The organism is Rothia sp. HMSC067H10 (assembly GCF_001810635.1).
Classification (GTDB): domain Bacteria; phylum Actinomycetota; class Actinomycetes; order Actinomycetales; family Micrococcaceae; genus Rothia; species Rothia dentocariosa.
On sequence record NZ_KV802317.1, the window covers coordinates 701,166 to 723,203 of the forward strand.

Consider the following 22,038-nt stretch of genomic DNA (forward strand, 5'->3'; position numbering starts at 1 on the left):
CGGACGTCGTCTTCGCCGACGAGCCCACCGGCAATCTCGATTCAAACTCCGGAGCTGAGGTTCTGCGGCTTCTTCGGGATGCAGCAACCGAGCACCAGCAGACCATCCTCATGGTGACGCACGATGCACACGCCGCATCCTACGCAGACCGCGTGGTCTTCCTCAAAGACGGTGCGATTGCTGGCGAAATGCTTAATCCCACCCACGACGCGGTGCTTCAGGCTATGGGTCAGTTGGAAGGTGAATAACATTGGCTACAACACTTAATACGGTGGCGCGGGCAAATATCCGCTCCTCCAAGAAGAAATACATTCTCACAGGTATTGGTATCGCCATTTCATCATTCTTCATCTCGGCGGTGCTGATGCTTACCGCATCGCTTCAGGCCACGATGGATGCGACTATCGGCGATGTCTACGCTAACTCCGAGAACATGGTGGTCTCTGCGGGTGTCATGGACCAGGATAATCAGAACTCAACCGCTAAGTTCCCGATGTCCAATGACACGGTTAAGAAGATTCAGGAATCTCCAGAGGTTAGCTCATCCTGGATTCTATACACTTTTTCCGGCACCTACGGAGCCGATAAGGAGAAGGTAGCATACGGTTCTGCGCCACCGTCAAAGGACCTTTCGCCCTTTGATATTGAGGGGAATCTCCCGTCCACAGACACCGAACTCCTGGTCGCTAAGAGCTTCGCCGAGAAACACAACCTGAAAATTGGCGATAAGGTGACCATGCCCAATATCGTCGCCTCAGCCACCGATAAGGATAACGCGAAAGACACCGAGTACACCCTCACGGCTACCTTTAACACCGGTATCTCAGATTCACAGATGAGCGACAACGTTTTTATTGGTGGCACCGGTCTTGCGGATACCGCGCGTCAGCTTGCAGAGGAAGAGGGCGGGATCGTCTCAGACCCCGCTAAACCCATGGCGCCTCAGGCGTTCATTAAGCTCAAGAACAATACCCAGGACTCGCGTGACGCTCTGCAGAAAGAACTGAACACCGGTGATAAAAACACCACCCCCAAGGTGCTCTCTAACACGCAGATGATAGATCACCTTAAGAAACAGTTCTCAACGCTCTTCAACTCGCTGAATACCATTCTTATCGCCTTCGCAATTCTGGCTCTGTTGGTTTCTTCGTTCGTCATTTCGAACACCTTCGCGGTGCTGGTGGGGCAGCGCGTACGCGAACTCGCCCTGCTGCGTACTCTGGGTGCCCGCGGTGGTTCGCTGGTGCGGATGCTCCTCATAGAATCACTAATAATTGGGGTCTTCTTCTCAGTCATCGGTTCAGGACTGGTATACGCGGTCGGTGGCATTCTAAACGCGATGTTCAGCTCGTTCATCGTCAATTTCTCCCCCACGGCGTTTATTGCAGGCGTACTCATGTGCACCGCTGTGACCGTACTCGCTTCACTTATACCGGCGCGCACCGCACTGAGTATTTCCCCTATTAGTGCCATGAGCGCAAGCACAAGCCAGGCGGTCAAGAAACCTAGCGTTCTAGGAGGAATCTTCGGTATTCTCTCCGCTCTTGCAGGCGTTATTATCGCTATCGCGGCTATAGGGAATAAAGACGGCGGATCCGCTATCTCTTCCGTACTGCTGGCATGCCTCTTCCTCGGCATAGCAGTCTTTCTTCTCACCCCGTGGGTTCTCATCCCTCTGGTTCGTTTTTTCGGCGTAGCTCTGCGCGGGCAAACAGGTAAACTGGCGTTAGCAAATTCCTTGCGCTCACCCAAACGCACGGTTTCCACTGGGCGAGCCGTGCTGGTAGGAACCTTGGTTATTTCCGCTGTTCTCACCAGCCACTCAGTGATGAGCGCCTCCATTGCCCAAGAGATTGATAGGATATCGCCGATTTCGGCATACGCTCCTTTCGGTGAATCTACCGCAACTAACGGCAGCGCAAGCGTGACAAAGGCTCACGAAGTTGCTGATAAGATCAGGGGCACGAAGAATGTTGAGGCTGTCAGCGTCGGCTCGGCTGCGGGCATTATCGAATACACAGCAAAGCCCGATAACGCAGACTCCGCCAATCTCAAAGACAATGTAATCGCACTTAGCAACGATGATCTGCACAAGGTAGCAACCGGAGAATCAGGTACCAATTTAAAGAATGATGAGGTACTTGTTCCCCAGGATATTTGGGATCTGGGTAAGTTCGATAACAGCACTCGTCTTAAGGTCAGCGGCCCTCTTGGCGAGATTGAGCTCAAACCCGTCAAGGCAAACACTAAGGAACCATTCTTCGTGGTATCACCGGAAACCGGTGCCCAGGTTCAGAATGCATCTGATCCGCAGGCAGCTAGTAATCAGGCATTGCCGGACGATCCCGCCGCCCAAGAAGCGCTCATGAAAGCGGCTCAAGAAAATCCTGCTTTGGCGCGTAGTTTCGCAGCACGCGGTACAGCAACCATGATTCTGGTGCGGGCAAGCACTCCACTGTCATCAAGCGATAATACCGAGCTTCAAGGGGAGCTCGCCAAGGCAAACAACGGAACTGACTTTCAAGGTGGTCTTCAGATTCGCAAGAATAATGACCAAATACTGAATATTATGCTCAGTGGTGCCTTGATCCTGCTGGCACTGGCTATTGTGATCGCCATTATCGGTGTGGCGAATACTATGACCCTATCGGTGAACGAACGTCGCAGGGAGAATGCGATGCTCCGCTCGCTGGGCCTGTCCCGCAAACAGCTGCGGCGTATGGTTTCGACCGAGGCTGTCATGATTACTCTCGGCGCGTTGGCGATGGGTATCGTTTCGGGTGTGGGTATAGGCCTTGTACTTTCTCAAGTACTGGTACACGCTACTCGCGAGTCCATGGCGATGGCAGTAGTTCTACCTGTCAGCGGTCTGGTTCTCGTACTCATCGTGGGTATCATCGCTGCGTTTGCAGCGTCGGCTATCCCAGCTTTCCGGTCAGCGCGACAATCCCCGGTAGAGGGGCTGAGTTCCCACTAATCAGGTATGCTAGATCCTGCAAAAGGTAAGGGCTCCCGGTGTTTTAGATAATACCGGGAGCCCTTACTACCAAAAATATCCCGGAACCTCTTTGGAAGTTCCGGGATATTCTGTACTTTATAGTGTGATTCTATGCCTCTTTTGGCGCTTCGTATCGCGGGAAAACCGGGGTCGGTGCAGGAAGCTCCTTCCCAGCTGTCAGGTTCTTAGGGAGCGCAGCGAAAAGGCGTCCCTCCCCTTCTGCTACCCCCAGCAGGTCAAGAAGTTTCTCCATCGAATTGGGCATCACCGGCTGCATCAGAATGGCAACCTGACGGACCACCTCAAGAGTCACGTAGAGTACGGTATTCATACGCTCAAACTCGCCGTTCTTGCGCAGAGTCCACGGTTCCTGTTCTGCAAAGTAAGCATTCGTATCGGCAAGCACAGTCCAGATGCGCTCTAGGGCACGGTGGAACGCCTGCTCATCATAGTCCGCGCGAACCGGCTCATACAGGGCGGCAGCATCAGCCAAAATCTTACGATCAGCCTCGTTGAACTTGCCGGGGGTAGGCACCCTACCGTCGCAGTTCTTCGCCACCATCGACAGTGAACGCTGCGCCAAATTCCCCAGATTATTCGCCAAATCAGAATTAATACGGTTGATAATAGATTCTTCGGAGTATGAGCCGTCTTGTCCGAAAGAGACCTCGCGCATCAGGAAGAATCGGACCTGATCCAGCCCGAACGCTGCCACAAGATCCGCGGGGTCCACCACGTTGCCCACCGACTTCGACATTTTCTCACCATTAACCAGCAGGAACCCATGCCCAAAAACACGTTTGGGCAGCTCAAGACCGGCAGACCAGAGGAACGCAGGCCAATAGATAGAGTGGAATCGAGTAATATCCTTACCGATCAGGTGCAGATCAGCGGGCCAATATTTCGTGAACAGTTCCCCGTCCGTATTGGGGTAGCCAAGCCCGGTCAGGTAGTTAGTCAGCGCATCCACCCACACGTACATGACATGTTTATCGTTGCCAGGCACAGGAACGCCCCAGTCGAAGGTGGTGCGTGAAATCGAAAGGTCGTTCAAACCACCCTTGACGAATGAGATCAGCTCATTGCGACGTGATTCAGGGAAAACATACCCTTCATTCTTATAGAGTTCTAGAAGTTTATCGGCGTACTTTGAGAGGCGGAAGAAATAAGATTCTTCCTCAGTCCATTCGACTTCCGTTCCGGTAGAAATGGCGTAGCGCTGCCCGTCGCGTTCTTCGGTCTCGTCCTCAGCGTAATAGGCCTCATCTCGCACGGAGTACCATCCGGCATATTTATCAAGGTAGATATCCCCGTTCTCTTCCATACGCTTCCAGATTGCTTGGGATGCCTCATAATGGTCCGGATCCGTAGTGCGAATAAAGCGATCGTAGCTAATACCGAGAGCATCGTTCATAGCTTTAAAACGGGCAGAGTTCTCATCGGCGAGTTCTTTGGCGGTTTTCCCCTGTTTCTCAGCGGTGGTCTGCATCTTCTGCCCGTGTTCGTCGGTGCCCGTCATAAAGCGCACGTCAAAGCCGTCGAGTCGCTTGAAACGTGCCAGCACATCGGCGGCAATGGTCTCATAGGCATGACCGATGTGGGGGTTTCCGTTGGGGTAAGAAATCGCAGTCGTGATGTAGAAGGGGGTAGCACTCATAATTATTAATCTTACCGCAGTTTTTCAGTATAGATGCGGCAAAACAGTAATGCGACAAGCCCGCCGTCATGTACCCACACACAACACCAGCTGCAGCAGCAAACCCCCTCGCACATGTCGCGCGCTGCACACCGTGACGGTGCTCGGCACGCAGAATGTGCGAAGGGGCCGCCTGCGTTTACAGCAGTGCACTGTAGGCCGGGCCCGCTAGCCGCATGACCACTCATAGAAGACCTGCGAGAAGTCACGGGCTGCCAACCGGTCCGGAGCAATCAGCCAGTTCGCCGTACCAACATCGCCCCAGAGCACCGTGTTCCCATACGAATCCATCGTTAACAGGTTCACGGTACGCCTGCGGATATCAGAGTTTTCAGGCTCTTCGCGGCGTGGATCGCCCTGCATGAAGTGCGGTAACCCACCAAGCCTTGAGTAGTCCCCTGAACCAGTAAATTCCTCAATTTCTTCCACATCATATACGTCAAGGTCAAAAAGACTCGTAATAGCCTGTTCCGGGTATGCCTGGTTCCACTTCTCAAGCAGCGGGTGATTTATCGAATCGTTCGGGGCGAATATTTCCCGCCCAAGTGTCGTAAATTCGAGTGCACATTCATGTTTGATAGGCCACCAGAAGTCTCGCTCATGATCCTCCCAAGTCGCTACCGCATCCGGATTCGCTTCACCCAGCTGAGGATAGTAGATCACACGGTGATTCTCTTCCTTATCTATCCCCCAACATACGTTTGTGCTCACCCAGAACTGCACCATGCCGGTAGGCGGATAAATGGGATTCTCAGGTAGTTCAGTACAGTTGATTTGCGCAACCATGCCCATCGGCACCCCATCTGAGTCGGTAGGAGCTTCCACCCCAGCGGGCAGATACGGCACTCCCCCGAACTTCGAGACGGTCACCGGCAGCGGCTCAGCAGCCTCAGAGGGCTTAATCCTAATAGTGGGTAATGGGTTTTCAGCATAGAGCTCTTCAACAAGGGCAGTAGCTTTCTCAACAATATCGCTCACAGGAAGCTCTCCTTCAACGGTTCTATCTATGGTCATTGCTGGGTTGTGCAGGTGTTTCCACCTGCGCCCTGGTTTAATGAGAGCACCTTCCCGAGCCAACACACAACCGATTTCGTCATTACCTATTTTGTCCGGTAGCAGGAACAGCACCATATAGCTCCAGCCGCTCAGGCAGGTGGTATATACGATAGGAAAGAAATTCCAGAGCATTGCTATTAGTAGCCGTAAATATCTCAAAGACCAAGCACACACGAAGGGGTGCCTACCATCATGATAGACACCCCCAGAAACGCTAGTAGCTTAGTGCTTAGCGAGCCACCGAACCTTCGGTATAGTCATCGTCAACAGTGTTCCACGAGAACAGCTCGCGCAGTTTGCGACCGGTAGCTTCAATCGGGTGAGACTCGCCCTTAGCACGCAGTTCCTTGAACTCGGGTGCACCTGCGGCCTGATCGTCCATGAAGCGCTTTGCGAAGGCGCCGTTCTGGATATCGGCGAGAACTTCCTTCATGTTCTCCTTGACCTGAGGAGAAATCACGCGAGGACCGGAGACGTAGTCGCCGTACTCGGCGGTGTCGGAAATGGACCAACGCTGCTTAGCAATACCGCCCTCAATCATCAGATCCACAATGAGCTTGAGTTCGTGCAGAACCTCGAAGTATGCAATTTCAGGCTGGTATCCTGCCTCGGTAAGAACCTCGAAACCGTACTGAACCAGCTGTGAGAGCGAACCGCACAGCACCGCCTGCTCACCAAAGAGGTCAGACTCAGTCTCTTCGGTGAAAGTGGTCTTAATAACACCTGCACGGGTTGCACCGAGTGCCTTAGCGTAGGACAGAGCAAGATCCAGAGCTTTACCGGACGGATCCTTCTCAACGGCAACGAGAGCGGGCACACCACGACCTGCTTCATATTCACGACGTACGGTATGGCCGGGACCCTTCGGCGCAACCATAGCTACATCCACGCCTTCGGGAACGGTGATGTACCCGAAGTGAATGTTGAAGCCATGTGCGAAGAACAGAGCATCGCCGGGCTTCAGGTTAGGTTCAATGCTCTCTTTGTAGACCTGAGCCTGTACCTGGTCCGGGGTCAGAATCATGATGAGGTCCGCTTCAGCTGCAGCTTCAGCAACGGTAGCTACGCGCAAACCTTCTGCTTCTGCCTTAGCGCGGGACTTGGAGCCCTCAGACAGGCCAACAATAACCTTGACTCCAGAATCACGCAGGTTCAGAGCGTGTGCATGTCCCTGAGAACCATAACCGATAATCGCAACGGTACGTCCCTGGACTGGGGCGAGGTCTGCATCGTCGTTGTAGAAAATGGTTGCTGCCATTTTGTCTCCTCAAAATAATAGGTTTAGCCCGAACTCAGGCTCAGGCGTTAAGTTTACTAGACGTGGCGCCGCTCATGGGCGTTCTGTGATAAATCTCAGGATGCGGGAAGTATCGAACCGTGGGCGGCGCTTCCCACATCCTGACAGGGTTTTAGCGTTAGATACGTTCACTCATGGAACGTGGACCACGAGAGAGTGCAATGGTCCCAGCACGCACGATCTCTCGCACTCCGTAAGGTTCAAGAACATCAAGCAAGGCGTTAAGCTTTTCGGGAGAACCGGTTGCCTCAATCACCACGGACTCGGTAGAGACATCAATAACCGAAGCACGGAAAAGGTCAGCGGCCTGCACAACCTGCAGGCGAGCGGCGGCATCCGCCTTGACCTTAACCATGATGTGATCACGCTGTGTTGAAGTCTCTGGGGCTAGCTCCACCACCTTAAGCACATGGATCAGCTTGTTGAGCTGCTTAGTGAGCTGTTCCAAAGTCTCAGGCTCACCATCAGCAACAATTGTGATGCGCGAAACGTCGGGAACCTCAGTGGGACCCACCGCCAAAGACTGAATATTGAACATGCGGCGAGAGAACAAACCGGTCACGCGTGAGAGCACACCGGGTTTGTCTTCAACTAAAACGGATAGGGTGTGCAGGCTCATTAGTTTTCTCCCTCTTCTCGACCGAAATCGGGTGACGTGTTTTTAGCGATTTGGATGAGGTCGTTCGATACACCGGCGGGCACCATCGGCCACACCATGGCATCGGGGCTCACGGTAAAGTCAATCACCACGGGACGGTCGTTGATAGCGAGCGCTTGTTTGATGACCTCGTCCACGTCTTCGTCCCTCTCGCAGCGGAAAGTGGCGCATCCATAGGCATCGCCAAGCTTCACAAAGTCAGGGATGCGGTCGGTTCCATGCCCGGTGCGCAGGTGAGTGTTGGAGTATCGACCATCGTAGAAGAGTGCCTGCCACTGACGCACCATGCCCAGCGAGGAGTTATTGACCACGGCAACCTTGATGGGAATGTTGTTCTGTGCGCAGGTGGCAAGTTCCTGGTTGGTCATCTGAAAACAACCGTCACCATCAATAGCCCACACAATTGAGTCTGGGTTGGCAACTTTCACGCCCATAGCGGCGGGAACGCAGTATCCCATAGTGCCGAGTCCTGCTGAGCTGAGGAAATGCCGCGGTTTCTCCTGGCCGATGAAATGTGCGCCCCACATTTGATGCTGTCCCACGCCGGTCACGTAGAAAGCATCGGGGCCGGTGAGGGCGCTCAGGCGCTCCAATACGTGCTGGGGGGATCCCAAACCATCATCGGTCTTGGTGTACCCAAGGGGGTAGTCGTTCTTGATGGTATCAAGTTCAACCCACCACTGCCCCAAATCCGGCAACTTGTTGGCGAACTCGGTGGAGAGCAGTTCATTGAGTTCGGGGAGCACATAGCGCAAATCACCCACGATCGGCACGTCTGCGAAGCGAATCTTGGAGATTTCTGCCGGGTCTACGTCAATGTGGATGACCTTGGCTTCGGGGGCGAAAGAGTCGAGTTTACCGGTCACACGGTCGTCAAAACGAGCCCCTAGAGTAATCAGCAGATCAGATTTCTGCATAGCGAACACGGCGGGAACGGTGCCGTGCATACCAGGCATGCCCAGGTTTTGCGGGTTGGAGTCTGGGAAAGCACCACGGGCGTTCAACGTGGTCACCACGGGAGCCCCGGTAATTTCGGCGAGCTTTGCCAGCTCCTCGGATGCACCGGAGCGGATAATACCGCCGCCAACGTACAGCACGGGACGTTTGGATTCACTGATGAGCTTGGCCGCTTCACGAATCTGCTTGGAGTGACCACGGGTTACGGGGGTATACCCACGCACCTCAACTTTGGGAGGCCAGTTGAACTCCATCATACCAACCTGCGCGTCCTTGGTGATGTCCACGAGCACGGGGCCGGGGCGTCCGGTGGAGGCGATATGGAACGCGGCAGAGAGCGCACGCGGAATATCCTGTGGATCAGAAATCATGAAGGAGTGCTTGGTAATCGGCATGGTCATGCCCACCACATCCGCTTCTTGGAAGGCGTCGGTGCCCAGAAGTTTGGTGGAAACCTGACCGGTGATAGCTACCAGCGGAACGGAGTCCATATTGGCGTCCGCGATCGCGGTGATCAGGTTTGTGGCGCCCGGCCCTGATGTTGCAATACACACGCCGACTTTGCCGGTGGAAGTTGCATACCCTTGAGCTGCATGCCCTGCCCCCTGCTCATGACGAACGAGGATGTGGTTAATTTTGGAAGAATCCATCAGAGGGTCGTAGGTGGGCAGAATTGCGCCACCTGGCAGACCGAAGACATCGGTAACACCCAAAAGTTCGAGTGTACGAATAATCGCTTGCGAGCCGGTCATGCGTTCGGCAGCAGGGGCTTTTTCTTCAGCCTGCCCACTACCCGCGGAGTTAATCGAAAATCCCGTGGTCATAATAATGATGCCTCGTTTGTATTGTTTTCTAGTTCTCGACAGATGCGCGTGAAGCCCGCCTGTTCGGGTATCTTACGCACTGTTTCGCTCGCTGTAGGCTCCGGTCGGGCGCCTTTAGCTATAAAAATACCCTTCGCTATGGTGTTGCGAAGGGCGCACATTCTATTCACAGAAAATCTACCTTGTGAAGCGCCCTAGGCGACGACGACAAGGCTAAGAATTCGCTGCGTCTTGCGTGTTTGCACCTTTATATAGTCTCGCTCTTGATGTCATGAGTCAAATTTCCACGCCGTTTTTATGAGAGTTTCTCTAATTTCTTCGCATTGCGTGTATTTTCGATATATTTTCGAGCGCTTACTCAACGCTTTGGATACCATGCTGGGGTCCCTGAGTTCGAGATAGCTGTAAAGTATTCAGGGAGGCGCAGGCAAGAGTCTCGTATCCTAGACTCTCACGGTAATCTGCGAGCTCCAGGAATCCCCCAGGTAAATATGTGACGTGATACAGTGACGTAGAACGCCTTCGCCGGTAAGATGAGTACATGACCGACTCGCAAAACCTGGCTGCTTCACCCTCCCCTACACCAGAGCAGTCCAGCCAACCACAGAGCGCCGAGGCTCTTACGGGAGAACAGCTCATCAAGGTACTTCACCCTGCATTCGATGAGCAGATTATTAACTATGGGGCCTACGATTTGGTCTACGCTACCGGAAGCGCCATCTACCGCAACCCCGATATCGACCAACACCAAGAACCTATGCAGGAGCATTTTTTGGTGGGCTACCAAGAGGTTCCTGACGAGGTTATTATCGCCCCTATCCGCATGCCAGATGTTACACCTGCGGGCACCGCATCCACCATTGATAACACAAATGCGCTGCATGCATACCGGGTAGGTGAACATTCGGTGGCTATTGAATCGGTGAACGGCAGCTCTTTCCTGCTTATTTTTGAGGATGCACCTGAGATTACCACCATTCACGGGACCGGTGTTCTCAACCAGAGTCGCGACGTCTCTGCTTTCCGCGAGTTTGTAACCTCACGCTGGCCTGTTCTCTAGACTCTTAAACGGCCTGTACCATACAGGGCTGTCACGGATAATGCATATACACTAATCCAGCCGGACTGTATAAAAAGCAAACCCCGTCACAGATAGTGACGGGGTTTATTCTGTGCGCCCTCTGGGACTCGAACCCAGAACCCATTGATTAAGAGTCAATTGCTCTGCCAATTGAGCTAAAGGCGCTTAGGTAACAAATATTGCAGCTTCGCAACGGCAACAGATAAATACTATACGAGCATCAAGCGCGTTTTGCAACTTACGAACACGACTGTAGTCAGTGATTTTGGCGAACATCGACGTCCAGCATCACGACTGCAAATCACCATGGTATACAACAAAACCCCGCCATAACTGACGGGGTTTATTCTGTGCGCCCCCTGGGACTCGAACCCAGAACCCATTGATTAAGAGTCAATTGCTCTGCCAATTGAGCTAGAGGCGCTTACTTGGGGTGATGTATCGCATTCGTACGACAACAGATAAATACTATACGGATAATTAATATTTCACGCAAGTTACATATAAGTGACGCTTCACACAAACTCTCATTTTCTGCTTTCGCTCATGCTCTCGATGGCACCGCAGTACCTCATCTCATGGCACACCCTCGCGAAAAAACCTCCCAGAGATCCTATAAACCCCGTACACTAAATAGAACGTTTACGGCAACACATTCAATACCGAGAACATCTACTTTTAAGGAGAAACCATGAGCACCCGACTAGAGCCCGGCACAAAAGCCCCAAGTTTTACCCTTGAAGATTACACCGGTCAGCAATATTCCCTAGCGGATTACGCAGGGCATAAGGTCATTCTCTACTTCTATCCCAAAGCATCAACACCCGGATGCACTAAAGAAGCCTGCGATTTTCGAGATAACCTTGCCTCTTTGAAATCACTCGGATACATTGTCTTAGGTGTTTCCCCCGACAAGCCCGCAGCTTTAGAGAAGTTCACCGCCAAAGAGTCTCTCACCTTCCCCCTTCTCTCCGATGCCGATCACGCCGTTGCGCTTGCCTATGGCGCATGGGGCGAAAAGAAAAACTATGGCAAAGTCTACGAAGGACTTATCCGATCTACATTCGTCATCAATGAGCAGGGCATCATAGAGCTGGCGCAATATAATGTACGCGCCACCGGCCATGTTGCTAAGCTACGCCGTGACATTGGCATTGACCCCAAATAGTCGGATTTTTCCGTTTGTATAGTCTTATATCCTCGTGTAGACTTTCCTAGGTAGCTTTGCTCCCCGCGCGAGTGGTGAAATTGGCAGACACGCAGGATTTAGGTTCCTGTGCCTTACGGCGTGGGGGTTCAAGTCCCCCCTCGCGCACCAATCTTGGGTCCGCAACGTCTTCTTATCGAAGAAGTTGCGGGCTTTTTGTTATATACCGCACAGCAGAGTACCCTGGCGCTATATTCCTAAGCCTATAATTCGCTGTGAGTCGTGCCTAAAACCCTCTTTGAGTATCGCGACATTAAATCGTGACGTTGTATTCTAAAAGAATAGTGTTTTCGCCCAGACATAAACGCCTTATCAACCACGCATTACCTATCACGGTTCAGTAATCACCATGAAAGGGCTTGTCCGTGAATCATCTCTCCCCAACCGATGCCCCCGGTATCAGCTATAGCGGTATCAGCCGCCGCACTGCGCTGCGGTTAGGGTCTCTTCTGGCAGCGGGTTATACTTTGACGGCCTGCGGTGATTCGGCACCCGACAACGGTTCAGGAGAGACCCGCAGGATCTTTAGATTTGCTCAAGGCGCGGCACCTTACTCTCTTGATCCCGCCTTTGACCCGGTCTCTCCGACGTACCGTGTAACAGCACAGATTCTTGAAACTCTCGTGAGTGCCGACCATTACACGGGCGTTCCGCAGGAGGCGCTTGCCTCCTCATGGACGATTAGCCCAGATGGTCTGACCTATACGTTTACGCTCCGGGAAGGGGTCTCATTTAGCGATGGCACTCCCCTCACGGCAGAAGCCGTACTGCGTAATGTACAGCGGTGGCAGGCGTTAGCAACATCCCCAGAAACGGCGGCACGCTGCGTTCCCTTTCAGCCGCTCTACGGCTGGGGTTTTGGTAACATTGTGCACTCCAACTCGCCACACGCAGGTAAAGCATCACAGGAGGCAAGCTCTTCGCCGTCTGCCGCCGCAACGCAAACCCCTTCGGATCAGAAAGAAGCAGAGACACCCAAGGCTGATGCACCAAAGACTGATGAACGCACCGAGCAGATACCTTTACGTTATGCTCCCCTAGTTTCCGATGTGCGCGTCACCGATTCTAAGCTTGTGTTTACGCTTGTGCGCCCTTCACAAGCATTCTTGAGGATTCTGACCCAACCGGCTTTCGGCATCGTTTCACCCGAGGCGCTTACCGAGAACCACCATATCAAAGAGATGCCCATCGGTACTGGGCCCTTTAAAATCTCAACACCCGCTTCGCAAAATACCGATATCGTTCTCATACGCAACGATAAATTTGTGAGTATCAAGCAGGAAAAGATTGAACTCGACGAAATACATTTCTCGACTCTCAATTCTTCCGACAAGCGTTACTATGCTCTCGTAGACAATAAAGTTGATGCCTGCGATCAAGTAAGCGGCAATGACTTAGGGCCGCTGGGGCGTGAAGGGTTCCTGTACCCGCTGCGTGATCCCTTCTCGCTTCTGTATCTGGGGTTCAACCTTGCGCATCCGGTCCTCAAAGATATTTCGGTGCGCCGAGCTATCGCGCGAGCTGTCGATCGCGGTGCCCTCATCCGATATTACCTTTCTGGAACTTCTGAAGCACTGCACCTTATGCCTAGGCTTTTTCGTACCTCGGATGACTCTCTGGAACGTCTGTATAAGCGAGACGTTGACCAAGCAAAATCGTTGCTCGCGGCCTCAGGATACACAGGCGAAACCATCGAATGCTACTACCCTATTGATGTTTCGCTTCCGTGGATTATGTCACCCCAAAAAGTCTACTCTGAGATGATCGGAGCTCTTCTCGATATTGGGCTCAATATTAAACCTATTCCGCTGAACTGGTCCGATTATCATACCCGCGCTACGGAAATAAATACTACTCGCGGCATTCTCCTCGGTGGTTTCTACGGAACCTATCGTGATCCTTACGCTTTTCTTGGGCCGGTTCTTGCGCCTCTTCTGGTGGCGCAGTGGATCGATGCTATGGGATTAAACCCCGTATCGCACGATACCCCCGAGGCGAAGGCGCATCCCACCGATTCTCCGATTCCATCGCCGTCAGCAAGCGCTGCCCCGAAGGACAGTTCCGAAGCCGAGACATCGCCTACCCCGTCTCCCAGCATTACTCCTGCAAAGGTAGAACCTGCGCCTACGCTGGAACAGATTATGAGTAAGATCCGCGAAGCCGATAGCGCCACTTCTTTAGACGAACAGCGTGAAAAATATCGTTCCATCAACCAGGATTTAGCGGCATTTATGCCTGCGGTCCCACTTTTGAACGTTACGTCTAACATAGGTATTAATCGACGTATTATTGGCTACGAAACCGAACAAAGCGCTATCGAGCTCTTTGCTAAAGTGCGAATTTCCTAAGGCTTCAGTTGTGGAATTTAATGTATTTTGCAGAATTTCCTCACTCTTTTGTGAACTACATTACTGATTCTGGATTTTTCTCAGTGGAATGTGTACCTACAGACCCTCAGGGAGTACGCTAGAGTCATACAACTGTCATATGACCGTGCCCAAAGCCGGGCACCAAACCCCTGGGAGTATCAGTGGTAGCACGTACTGAACAGACCGATGTCGTCCTTGTGGGCGGCGGTATTATGAGCGCAACGCTTGGTGTCTTTTTGAAGGAATTGGAACCCACCTGGAACATTACTCTTCTGGAACGCCTTGATAAGCCCGCACAGGAGTCCTCGAACCCGTGGAATAACGCTGGCACCGGTCATTCTGCACTGTGCGAGTTGAATTACGCCCCCGCTGGTCCCGACGGAAAAGTAAGCGCCGATAAAGCCTTGGGTATTAATGAGCAGTTCCAGATTTCACGTCAGTTATGGGCTTCCCTTGTAAATGAAGGTATTCTGCCCAATAACGATTTCATCCACCCTGTACCCCATATGTCCCTTGTATTCGGCGAAGATCATTCCAAGTACCTTGCGGCACGTTACGATTCTTTCCGTCAACAGAAGCTCTTCGAGCGAATGCAGTTCTCCACGGAACGCGACCAAATTGCTCAATGGGCGCCCTTGACAGTCAAGGGCCGCTCCGAAGGAGAACCGGTCGCAGCTACCTGGGCTCCGGAAGGTACCGACGTTGATTTTGGTGCGCTTACCTCCGGCATGATCGACTATCTGCAATCTCAGGGAGTCGAAGTACGCTACGGCTACGAGGTTAAGAACCTTGACCGTGAATCTGACGGTACGTGGATCGTCTCTGCCATTAACCGCATTAATACCGAAGAACCCTTGAAAATCCACGCTAAATTTGTTTTTCTCGGTGCTGGAGGCGGTGCTTTGCATCTGCTCCAAAAGTCTGGGATTGAGGAAGGTAAGGGATACGGCGGCTTCCCGGTTTCGGGTCTGTTCCTGCGCAACACCAATGAAATTACCGCCGCTAAGCACAATGCAAAGGTGTATGGTCAGGCGTCCGTAGGCGCTCCTCCGATGTCTGTTCCGCACCTGGATACTCGATATGTTAACGGCAAGCGCTCTCTGCTTTTCGGGCCTTATGCTGGGTTCAAGACTAATTTCCTGAAGCAAGGGTCTCTCCTTGACCTGCCTCTCTCACTTCGTCTGCACAATATTTATCCCATGACTCGTGCGGGTCTCGATAACCTGTCGCTCGTCAAATATCTGCTCACCGAGTTGGTTAAAGATAAGAATGCGCGTCTGGAGTCCCTGCACCGCTACTACCCTGAGGCTAACGGCGACGAGTGGGAACTCATTGAAGCGGGTCAACGTGTGCAAATTATGAAGAAGGATGCGAAGAAGGGCGGAATTCTGCAATTTGGCACCGAGGTTGTTTCTTCGGCCGATGGTTCTATCGCCGCTCTGCTTGGCGCATCACCAGGGGCTTCAACCGCAGCACCCATTATGCTGAACCTACTCAAGAGGTGCTTTCCTTCTCAGTTTGCAGGTTGGGAGTCGCGCATCCGTGCTCTGGTTCCGGGGTATGGGGTTAAACTCAACGATAATCCGGATCTCGCTGACGAAATTATGGCTCACACTGCACATACATTAGATATCGCCAACTAAGATACACTTGAGGTGCTGACTCGAAAACCTTCATCCTGTTCCCTGCCATACACAGGTTTTTGGATGGAGGTTTTCGCTGTTAAGTAATAGTAAAACTCTTCAGTGGAGAGAACTCATACGTGCCGCGCTCTATCGTTCCTCCTCATGAGAAAAACTATTTCCTGTATTATTGCCACAAGTACTTAGTACTCCTAAGCGCCGCAAGCAAACACCAAGACAAGGAACGCTCCTATGGCACGACGCCGCAAAAAATCACTTCCTCATTCAGAATATGTAAAAATACGCGAATTTCCTCAGGGCAGTATCGCCTATATTTTTCGACGCGCGGGTTTTTCCTTTGGAGCGCACGGGGGAACAGATCTAGCCGCAGCGCTCACCTATTTCACGGTGCTCTCTGCATTTCCTGCTCTGCTCGCGATCCTGTCACTCCTGGGAATTTTTGGGCAGGGAGAAGACAGCGCCAAGGTAATCTTAGAGTTCCTCCAAGAGCGTGCCCCTCAGCAAATGTACTCGATTCTGGAAGGACCTATTCATCAGCTAACCAATGGACAAGGCGCCGGGTTTGCATTAATCATTGGTATTCTCAGTGCGCTCTGGTCTGCCTCCGGATATGTAGGGTCTTTCGGGCGTGCGCTCAATAACGTATACGGAGTACGCGAAGGACGACCCGGGTGGTTCCTCAAACCCTATAACGTACTCATCACTACCGGGGTTATAGTGCTTGTGGTTCTCATGATGCTGATGTTCCTCTTGGGAGCATCAGTTCTCGACTGGGTTGCACCCTATATGCCTGGAGTAGATATAGAACTCATCAAGGTTTTGTGGCTCAATGGGCGTTGGGTTTTAATTCTCATTCTTGCGGTATTTCTCATTGCGATGCTCTACACTGCAACACCCAATGTGCGGCGTCTTAAAATTCGGTGGACCTCGCCAGGAGCCGTTATCGCCTTGTTTGGCATGGGATTAGGCGGATTAGGCTTTACCATCTACACCAATAATTTCAGCAAATATAACGCTACCTACGGACTTATCGGTGGTGTCATCGTCATGCTGGTGTTCCTCTGGATCATGAACAATATGCTGGTCTTTGGCGCTCATGTCGATGCTGAATTTGAACGGATGCGCCAAATTGTAGCGGGTGAGGATATCGACGGAAAACTGCGTGTGGACCCCCGCGACACCCGAGCCATTACCAAGTACCAGGAAAAATTAGAGGCCCTAAGCTCAAGTGCCCAAGAGATCCAAGACCTTGCAAGCGGTCAGCAGACGCTGCCCAAACCGCCCGAGCCCTCAATCCTCGAACGGGTGCAGACTGCTGTTTCTACCAACACTGAGATGCTTCGACAGGCTGTTTCCGATACCCATGCAGGGGCAACGGAGGCACAACCCTCTGAGGATTCTAGGGACGTGAAGGAGAAGGCTTCGCAGTCCTCTCAAAAACATACCCGCGATTCCACGCCACACAGCGATAATCCTCAAAACGGCAGCTCCAAGCGTCAAGACTCTTCGCGAGACACGCTTTTTTAAGTGCAGCGTGAGCGGCACATGCACTACCGGATACACCTGTGGTAGTTGGCGGAAATACACCACACCCACCACGATTGTGATCGTCATGAACGTAATTTTTCGCCCACACGTCATATATATTTTCCTCTACACAATCAGCGCGCGCAGGTGCAAAAATATACATATGTGTGAGACTCCCATACCGCCTTTTGAATACACCCGCTACACACCTGCAAACGCGGAAAAAGGTACAACTCCCGTTCTGTTTCTGCACGGCTTTGCAACCCGTAGCGACCAGCTCTGGGGCGGTACCGGCTGGATTCGTCAGTACATTCGGGCGGGTATACCCGTGCTAACCGTCGATTTACCTTTTCACGGGCAAAAATACCTCAAAGACTCCAACTTTACGGTACATGCCAAACTCCCGGTGGGAACAATCGAAGAACACGGTATTTTTCCGGTCGTCCAGACCACAGTGTCAGAAGATGGTTCACCGCAGAACGGCATGGTTCTCTTTGCTGATACGCTTTCTGCTCTCCTTGACGAACTTGCTATCCAGCAAGTACATAGCGTGGGTTTTTCCTTCGGGTCTAGGGTAGGGTGGGAGCTCGCTCTGAGGCACCCATCTCGCGTTGCATCGCTTATGCTGGGTGGTATGCCCCTGCACAATCACCTCGAAGCCCTGCACTCTATGCTTTCTGCCTCGTGTGCTGATGATGCCATTACCCAAGATCCTGCGACAGAAGAAGCCTTCACCAGCATTATTGAATCCTCACCTTTGCGCACCGATGCTCTTCTTGATTTTGTGCATATACCCTTCGGCGAGTTCTTCTCATTGCCGTCTGCGCTTGCAGACTCTACGCGCATTCCCGTTATTCACGCTGCTAACCCGCCTTTCCCGTACCCTCGTGTTCCTCTGCTGATCGCAATCGGTTCCGAAGACTCCATCGCTGCCGAGGGGCGTAGGCTATATCCCCTGCTCCAGAGGGTACATCCGTACCTAAAATTTCTTGATATTCCGGGGAGGGATCATGTGAGTGCCCTGACCTCAGGCGTTTTTAGGCGCAACGCTTTAGCCTTTGCGCGCGATTCTCAGGTAAGTGACCGGCAAGCAGTATAAGCATCTTTCATGCGCACTAACACGCTTAGCTTATAGCTATTCGTATGTACAGACCCTAGTGATAGCCCTAGAATGGAAAGACGTATCAAGAAATCTTGATGCGTCAGAACATGTGGTCATACATGCTCTATGCGACGGGTAAAGCCGCACGAGGTCCCGAAAACTTCTTCAACGATCCCGAAGGGAATAAGCCAAAGCATGCACAAGGTTAAAGCTGTTGTAGCGCTCGCTAAGAACGAGCCCGTTACCGTAACGACTATTAATGTACCCGATCCCGGTCCGGGCGAGGCTCTCGTGAAGGTTCTTACCTGCGGTGTTTGCCAGACAGATCACCACTATGTTGCAGGCGGTGTGGGCGATGATTTCCCCTACCTGCTGGGGCACGAATCAGCAGCCGTAGTGGAGGCAATTGGCAAAGACGTAACCGATATTGCCCCCGGAGATCTTGTGATCCTCAACTGGCGTGCGGTCTGCGGTGAATGCCGTGCATGTCGTAAGGGTGAGTCACAGTATTGCTTTGCTACCCATAACGCTACCCAGAAAATGACTCTAGAGGATGGCACCGAGCTCACTCCTGCTTTAGGCATTGGCTCTTTTGCTGAGAAAACCCTTGTCGCAGCGGGTCAGTGCACGAAGATTACCGCCGATATTTCTTCCGAGCAGTACGCCGCTATTGGACTGCTCGGGTGCGGTGTGACCGCAGGTCTGGGCGCCGTTCTCAATACGGGTGCACTCAAACGCGGAGAATCCGTGGCCGTTATTGGATGCGGCGGTGTGGGCACCGCAGCAATCGCTGGCGCGCAGCTGGGCGGAGCAACTACCATTATCGCCGTTGATATTGATGACGATAAGCTCGAACGCGCACGTCAGCAGGGTGCAACACACACCGTAAACTCAGCCAAGGTAGACCCGGTCGAGGCTATTCGGGAGCTGACCGGCGGGTTTGGTGCGGATCTGGTAATAGATGCAGTAGGTATCGCCCCCACCTTCAAACAGGCTTTCGAGGCACGCGATCTTGCCGGGCGCGTGGTACTTGTGGGAGTTCCTGAGCCTGGCACCACCTGGGATATTCCCCTGGATGAGGTCTTCGGGCGCGGCGGCTCTATTAAGAGCGCCTGGTATGGTGATACGCTGCCTTCGCGCGACTTCCCCGAGTTCGTGGACCAGTACTTGCTCGGTCGCCTCGATCTAGACGGCTTTGTCTCCGAGCGTATTAAGCTGGAAGACGTCAATGATGCCTTTGAAACTATGAAAACCGGTCGAGTGCTGCGTTCCGTGGTGGAACTTTAAAACCGGGAAAGGAACTCTCATATGACTGAAATTATTGAACGGGTTGTTACTCACGGAACGTTCTCGCTCGACGGCGGCACCTGGGAAGTCGATAATAACGTGTGGATTATTGGTGATGACCAGCGTGTGACAGTCATTGACCCCGCGCATGACGTCGATAAAATCGCAAAAAAGGTTGCCGGTCGCACGGTCGAGAGGATTCTACTTACCCACGCTCACGATGATCATATTCGCTCTGCGCAAGAAGCCTCCGAGCGTTTTAAAGCATCTGTCTACCTAAACCCTGAGGATCGGGTGCTCTGGGAAATGGTGTACCCGTCTTGGGACTTCGACGAGCCCCTGCATGACGGGCAGAAAATCAGTGCTGGTAATACCGAGCTACATGTGATCGCTACTCCCGGACACTCTCCCGGGTCGGTCTGTTTCTACGCGCCCGAACTCAGCTGGGAAAACAGCGAAGGCGTACTCTTTTCGGGCGATACTCTCTTCAAGGGCGGTCCCGGAGCGACTGGGCGTTCCTACAGCGACTTCGACACTATTATCGACTCCATCGAGTCGAAGCTGCTCACTCTGCCCGAATCCACTGCGGTTCTCACGGGTCACGGAGACTCCACAGGCATCGGTGTAGAGGCGCCCGATCTAGACGCTTGGAAGAAACGCGGGCACTAAGAACCTCACGACTCTTTTGCTCATATATTGAGGTGGTACAGGATTTCCTCTCGAAGACCTGTACCACCTCATATATTATTCATATGGGTAAGTCCTACTTGCTGATCAGCCGTCTAATGGCGCCAGTTGTTCCTCGTAGCGGCGGCGCCAGAGATACCCGTAAAGATGCCCCATGCAGAAGTACAGGCAAGCGGCAACGATCGGAACGATAAAGGCGTTACGGTAGTAGGGGCCGCTTCCCAGGTACCCTCCCCAGGTAGCGCCAAAAGTAAGCCCTAGTGCCATAGCACCACTAATATAGAAGCTCATCTGGGTGTCGGGAGTGCGTACCAGCACATGCGCCAAAGCTAATTTATGGCCGCCAACAACAATTCCTAACGCCACGCCGTAGATTGCTAGGCCTACCATCATCATTGATATTCGATCGACAGTAGGCAATAAAAGTGCAGCCAGTGTGAGCACAACGCCGCTCGAAAGCCAACCGTGCCAAGGAACAATTTTATCTGCGCCTAAAAGCACCGGAAGCATAGTGATAACAGCCGTCCCCAAGCATATTGTAATCATCAAGGGGTAGAGCGATAATGCATTGTGGTTGAGAGCGAATCCCAGCAGAGCTGAACCGATAGATCCGATGCATCCGCTGATAACCATGAGTCCCAAGATCAGAACCATACTTATAGAATCTGAGGGTGTCTCCTGTACATGTAGTTGTGCGGTTCCATCTGCTCGCGCCACATCTGAATCTGAGGGGAGCGACTTTGGAGTTCTAGGAAGTACGTTGGGGATAAGAACGACAACAAATATTAACAAACCAGCCAATAAAATAGCCGCCCAGAACCCAGCGTTAATACCCATAAGGCTGTTCAGAAGCACCAAGACAAATGCAGCCAGAGGATATAGCGCCAGCTTTTCGACATTCGTCCATGCAACCATGGCAAAAAGCCACTCAGGATCAGAAGTTTTTGTGGGATTATACCGAGCTTCATGCACAATCACAGGCCATGGCGGAAGGGTGTAGCCCGCCAGCATACATGCCGCCGCATACTCAAAAGTCGTGACCGAGGCTGCGGCCTCCGTAGCCAGCATATTTGACAGATGCATGAGGTACAGTACCGCAGGAATATGCAGAACCGCACTGCCTCCTAATACGAGTCTAAGACCGCAATAACGCTCCAAAATCGGGGTTGTCGATATCTTGAGGGTATAGGCAAAGGCAAGAGCCCCTACAGCATAGCCGCCATCATGCACTGTATGCAGATTTCGCGCAATTACCAGAAAAAGGGTCATACCGATCAGGGCAACAGGCATGTGCATCATAACGTCAAATGCGCTGTAAAGAAATCCTTCTTCGCGTCGGGTGCGGATAAGGTATCTTAGGCGAATCTTCAACATCCCAAGAAAGCTGCGACCGTGAGCACGGGTCGCTTCTCGCAGATCGTATTCTTCGTAAGGAACCACAATATTTGTCTGAAGTCCAGAGCTCCAGCGGGGTACCCCGGTCCCTAAAGAGCTATGCCGCTGTTGCGAGGGCTTGTTAGTAATGCGCGTACCAGGCGCACCAGAACCTAACGGTGTAGGTGAGGTTCTCTCACCGCCGTCTCTTTCGGATGTGGTGGGGCGGCGCATCCTGTTCTCCTTGGGGGTGTTTGAGGCCGGTCTTCTCAACC

Annotated in this window: 15 protein-coding genes, 3 tRNA genes and 1 pseudogene; 11 read left to right on the forward strand and 8 right to left on the reverse strand. The window is 52.5% G+C overall.

The window, feature by feature from the left end:
* Both HMPREF2756_RS10010 and HMPREF2756_RS10015 read left to right on the forward strand, forming a co-directional pair.
* Positions 1-248, forward strand: a pseudogene (locus HMPREF2756_RS10010) (ABC transporter ATP-binding protein); the annotation flags it as partial.
* Between the two features lie 2 nt (positions 249-250).
* Positions 251-2,977, forward strand: coding sequence for an FtsX-like permease family protein (locus HMPREF2756_RS10015; RefSeq protein ID WP_070620828.1), 2,727 nt, complete (start codon positions 251-253; stop codon positions 2,975-2,977).
* 130 nt (positions 2,978-3,107) lie between these two features.
* Here HMPREF2756_RS10015 and metG read toward each other — a convergent pair whose 3' ends face one another.
* From metG to HMPREF2756_RS10040, 5 genes are all read right to left on the reverse strand, one after another.
* Positions 3,108-4,655, reverse strand: coding sequence for a methionine--tRNA ligase (gene metG, locus HMPREF2756_RS10020; protein ID WP_070620832.1), 1,548 nt, complete (start codon positions 4,653-4,655; stop codon positions 3,108-3,110).
* A 207-nt stretch (positions 4,656-4,862) separates the two neighbouring features.
* On the reverse strand, positions 4,863-5,672 hold the full coding sequence (locus tag HMPREF2756_RS10025) for a YwqG family protein (protein ID WP_238382280.1): 810 nt from the start codon (positions 5,670-5,672) through the stop codon (positions 4,863-4,865).
* 307 nt (positions 5,673-5,979) lie between these two features.
* Complete coding sequence (gene ilvC / locus HMPREF2756_RS10030; protein ID WP_004004951.1) at positions 5,980-7,008, reverse strand: ketol-acid reductoisomerase; 1,029 nt, start codon at positions 7,006-7,008, stop codon at positions 5,980-5,982.
* Positions 7,009-7,165: 157 nt separating this feature from the next.
* Complete coding sequence (ilvN, locus tag HMPREF2756_RS10035) at positions 7,166-7,666, reverse strand: acetolactate synthase small subunit (RefSeq protein WP_004004952.1); 501 nt, start codon at positions 7,664-7,666, stop codon at positions 7,166-7,168.
* Entirely contained in the window at positions 7,666-9,486 is a 1,821-nt protein-coding gene (locus tag HMPREF2756_RS10040) for an acetolactate synthase large subunit (RefSeq protein ID WP_048753200.1), read from the reverse strand. Before HMPREF2756_RS10040 ends, ilvN begins: the two co-directional genes overlap by 1 nt.
* A 541-nt stretch (positions 9,487-10,027) precedes the next feature.
* Here HMPREF2756_RS10040 and HMPREF2756_RS10045 point away from each other — a divergent pair.
* On the forward strand, positions 10,028-10,546 hold the full coding sequence (locus HMPREF2756_RS10045) for a hypothetical protein (protein WP_070620834.1): 519 nt from the start codon (positions 10,028-10,030) through the stop codon (positions 10,544-10,546).
* Between the two features lie 113 nt (positions 10,547-10,659).
* Here HMPREF2756_RS10045 and HMPREF2756_RS10050 read toward each other — a convergent pair.
* A tRNA-Lys gene (locus HMPREF2756_RS10050) sits at positions 10,660-10,732 on the reverse strand.
* Between the two features lie 186 nt (positions 10,733-10,918).
* Positions 10,919-10,991 (reverse strand) — tRNA-Lys (locus tag HMPREF2756_RS10055).
* 267 nt (positions 10,992-11,258) lie between these two features.
* On the opposite strand from HMPREF2756_RS10055, the gene bcp reads away from it, so the two are divergent.
* The 8 genes from bcp to HMPREF2756_RS10095 all read left to right on the forward strand — a co-directional run bounded on the left by bcp (position 11,259) and on the right by HMPREF2756_RS10095 (position 20,371).
* On the forward strand, positions 11,259-11,735 hold the full coding sequence (gene bcp / locus HMPREF2756_RS10060; RefSeq protein WP_070620838.1) for a thioredoxin-dependent thiol peroxidase: 477 nt from the start codon (positions 11,259-11,261) through the stop codon (positions 11,733-11,735).
* A 65-nt stretch (positions 11,736-11,800) separates the two neighbouring features.
* Positions 11,801-11,885, forward strand: a tRNA-Leu gene (locus HMPREF2756_RS10065).
* A gap of 254 nt (positions 11,886-12,139) precedes the next feature.
* Positions 12,140-14,122: an ABC transporter substrate-binding protein gene (locus HMPREF2756_RS10070; RefSeq protein ID WP_070620841.1), complete on the forward strand. Its 1,983-nt coding sequence runs from the start codon at positions 12,140-12,142 to the stop codon at positions 14,120-14,122.
* A 182-nt stretch (positions 14,123-14,304) separates the two neighbouring features.
* Positions 14,305-15,786, forward strand: a complete 1,482-nt coding sequence (locus HMPREF2756_RS10075) for a malate:quinone oxidoreductase (RefSeq protein WP_070620843.1) — start codon at positions 14,305-14,307, stop codon at positions 15,784-15,786.
* A gap of 231 nt (positions 15,787-16,017) precedes the next feature.
* Positions 16,018-17,313 carry a YihY/virulence factor BrkB family protein gene (locus tag HMPREF2756_RS10080; protein ID WP_070620845.1) on the forward strand — a complete coding sequence of 432 codons (1,296 nt, stop codon included), beginning with the start codon at positions 16,018-16,020 and terminating at the stop codon, positions 17,311-17,313.
* A 163-nt stretch (positions 17,314-17,476) separates the two neighbouring features.
* Positions 17,477-18,412, forward strand: coding sequence for an alpha/beta hydrolase (locus tag HMPREF2756_RS10085; RefSeq protein ID WP_070620847.1), 936 nt, complete (start codon positions 17,477-17,479; stop codon positions 18,410-18,412).
* A gap of 198 nt (positions 18,413-18,610) precedes the next feature.
* Positions 18,611-19,702: an S-(hydroxymethyl)mycothiol dehydrogenase gene (locus tag HMPREF2756_RS10090; RefSeq protein WP_070620849.1), complete on the forward strand. Its 1,092-nt coding sequence runs from the start codon at positions 18,611-18,613 to the stop codon at positions 19,700-19,702.
* A 21-nt stretch (positions 19,703-19,723) separates the two neighbouring features.
* Complete coding sequence (locus HMPREF2756_RS10095) at positions 19,724-20,371, forward strand: MBL fold metallo-hydrolase (RefSeq protein ID WP_070448547.1); 648 nt, start codon at positions 19,724-19,726, stop codon at positions 20,369-20,371.
* A 105-nt stretch (positions 20,372-20,476) separates the two neighbouring features.
* Here the strand turns inward: HMPREF2756_RS10095 and HMPREF2756_RS10100 are convergent, their stop codons facing one another.
* Positions 20,477-21,997, reverse strand: a complete 1,521-nt coding sequence (locus HMPREF2756_RS10100; RefSeq protein ID WP_246825921.1) for a hypothetical protein — start codon at positions 21,995-21,997, stop codon at positions 20,477-20,479.
* Positions 21,998-22,038 lie beyond the last annotated feature (41 nt).